General features: G+C 68.8%; 2 protein-coding genes. Both read right to left on the bottom strand.

Annotated features, from left to right (window positions below):
• A partial coding sequence (locus tag CAPSK01_RS02270) for an EAL domain-containing protein (protein WP_034921844.1) occupies window positions 1-2,099 on the bottom strand: 2,099 nt, incomplete at its 3' end.
• On the bottom strand, window positions 2,096-2,486 hold a 391-nt coding region (locus CAPSK01_RS21480), incomplete at its 5' end, for an Hpt domain-containing protein (protein ID WP_034921941.1). The genes CAPSK01_RS02270 and CAPSK01_RS21480, both read right to left, overlap by 4 nt.

Genomic DNA, 2,486 nt, shown 5'->3' with positions numbered 1-2,486 from the left:
AAGCGGAAATCGCTCGCCTGCAGCCGCGGCGCATCGGGCCGCGCATCGCGGCAATACGCGTCGAGCGCCCGCAGCAGCGCCCCGTACTCGACGGCCGGATAAAGCAGGGGCAGATCGCCGCCGAGCGGCGGGCAGTTCGCCCACTGGACTAGCGGGCGCCAGTTGCGCAGCCAGCCGGAAAGTTCGTTCGCCGGCATCGGGCGAGCGATGGCGTAGCCCTGGGCCCGCTCGCAACCCAAGCGCAGCAGCATGGTTCCCTGCTCGACACTCTCCACGCCTTCGGCGATCACTTCGAGGCGAAAGGCGCGCGCCATTCCCAGCGTCCCTTCGACCGTCGCCAAATTGGCGGGGTCGAGCAGCAGGTCGCCGACGACGCTGCAGTCGATCTTCAGAGCGACGGTCGGCAATCGTCTCAGGTCAGCCAGCGAGCCCTGGCCGGTGCCGAAATCGTCGATCGCGAAGCCGACTCCCAGCGCGGTACAGTCGGCGATCACCGCGGCGCAATGCGCGACCTTGCCCAGCGCGCCGGCCTCCGGCAGCTCGATATCGAGACGTCGGCCCGCCGTGCCGGAACAGGCCGCCAGACGCTCGGCCAGCCGCGCCGCGAAACCGGCCTGCAGCAGGACCGCCGCCGGCACGTTGACGCTGACCCGCAGATCGAGTCCTTGCGCCTGCCAGGCTTCGATCTGCGACAGCACCGAGGCGAACACCCAGTCGCTCAGCTCGACGGCCAGCGGGTGGCCGTCGGTCGCCGGCAGAAAGGCCGCCGGCATCAGCAGGCCGCGCGCCGGGTGCTGCCAGCGGAGCAGCGCCTCGACGCCGACCACCTCGCCGGTCCGCATGTTCACTTGCGGCTGGTAATGGAGCACGAGTTCGCCGCCGGCCAGCGCCTGGCGCAAACGCTCGAGGCCTTCGTCGTGGCGCAGAACGCGCAGGGCGGGCAGGGCGCGGTCGTCCCCGGCGTCGTAGTCGGCGGCTCGCGCGGGCTGCCGGGTGATGTCGGAAAACAGTCCGACGTACTGGCGATCGCCGCCGTCGCGCTCGCCGATCGCACTGATGGTGAGCGCCACAGCGTACATCTCGCCGTTCTTGCGCCGGTTCCACAACTCGCCCTGCCAATGTCCCTGCTCGCTCAACTCGCGCCACATCGCGGAAAAGACTCCCGCTTCCTGGCGATCCGATCGCAGCAGGCTGGCCGGCCGGCCCAGCACTTCCTCCCGGCGATAGCCGGTGATCTCGGTGAAGGTCGGATTGACGTCGAGAATGGTCGCCGCCGCATCGGTGATCATGATCCCCTCGCGCGCGCTCTCGAAGATGCCGGCCGTCTGTTGCAGCCTGAGCTCGGTCTTCTTCCGAGTGGTCACGTCCTGCGCGAGAACGATGAAGCTCGGCGCCCGGCCGGCGGCTTCGGGGACGCGCGAGACGCTCAGCTCGAACCACGAATCGCCATCCGCGCCCGACAGACGATACTGCCGACCCAGCGACAAGCCCTGTTCCGACGCTTCACGCACGGCGGCGAGGCAGACCTCGGCGGCATCTGCCGGCAGCACTTCGGCAACCTTGCGCCCCAGATGGCGTCCCCGCGACGCGCCCGACAGATCACCGCGCGGCGCGCGGTAGTCGACGAAGCGCCCCTCGGCGTCGAGCTCGAAAAACAGGTGCGGCAGGGCGTCGAGCACGGCGAGGTTGCGTGCCCCGGCAGCAGCCAGATCGACCACGTTGCGCGAGGCTCGCCACAGATACAGCATGCGGTGGCCGAGCAGCGTCCAGTTCAAGGGCTTGGGGATGAAATCGGTGGCGCCGCAGTCGTAAGCCTTTTCGATCGACGCGGTGTCGTCCCGACTGGTCAGCATGGCGATCGGCAGGCTCGGTCCGAACTGATCGCGCACGGCACGACACACCTCGAAACCGTCGGCACCGGGCATCGCCACGTCGAGGATGGCCATGTCGAAACGGGTTTCCTGCAACAGCCGCAGGGCCTCGATTCCGTCACCGGCGCTGAATACGGTGAAGCCGGACTTCTCCAAAGCCGCCCGGGCCAGCAACTGTGTGGTCAGGTCGTCGTCCGCCACCAGGATGCGGATCTCCTGCTTGCTCATACCTGCTCCTTTATCCATTGTCGTAGTGCCGCCGCGGCCTGCGCATGGGCGACGTCGATTTCGGCCAGCAAGCCCGGCGCGTCGGACAGCCGCGCCTCGCGGCCGCAGGTCTCGAGACGCTGCAACAAGCCCTGCAGCCGCCGGGCGCCGACGTTGCCGGCGCTCGACTTGAGCGCGTGCGCCTCGAAGGTGAGTGCCGGGGCATCGCCGGCGGCCAGTGTCTGATGCAGCCGCGGCAGTCGTTCCGCGGAAGAGTCCAGAAAGATGCCGATGATCCGGTTGGCCAGGTGCAGTCCGCCACCATCGATGGCGCATATCTGCTGCAGGACATCGTTAGCCAGGACGACCGCCACGTCGTCGGCGACGGTCGCCGCCGGCGTGGCCGCC

The organism is Candidatus Accumulibacter vicinus, assembly GCF_000584955.1.
Lineage (GTDB): Bacteria > Pseudomonadota > Gammaproteobacteria > Burkholderiales > Rhodocyclaceae > Accumulibacter > Accumulibacter vicinus.
The sequence above is the reverse complement of the archived record's forward strand: the minus strand, read 5'-3'. Positions and strand labels throughout refer to the sequence as shown.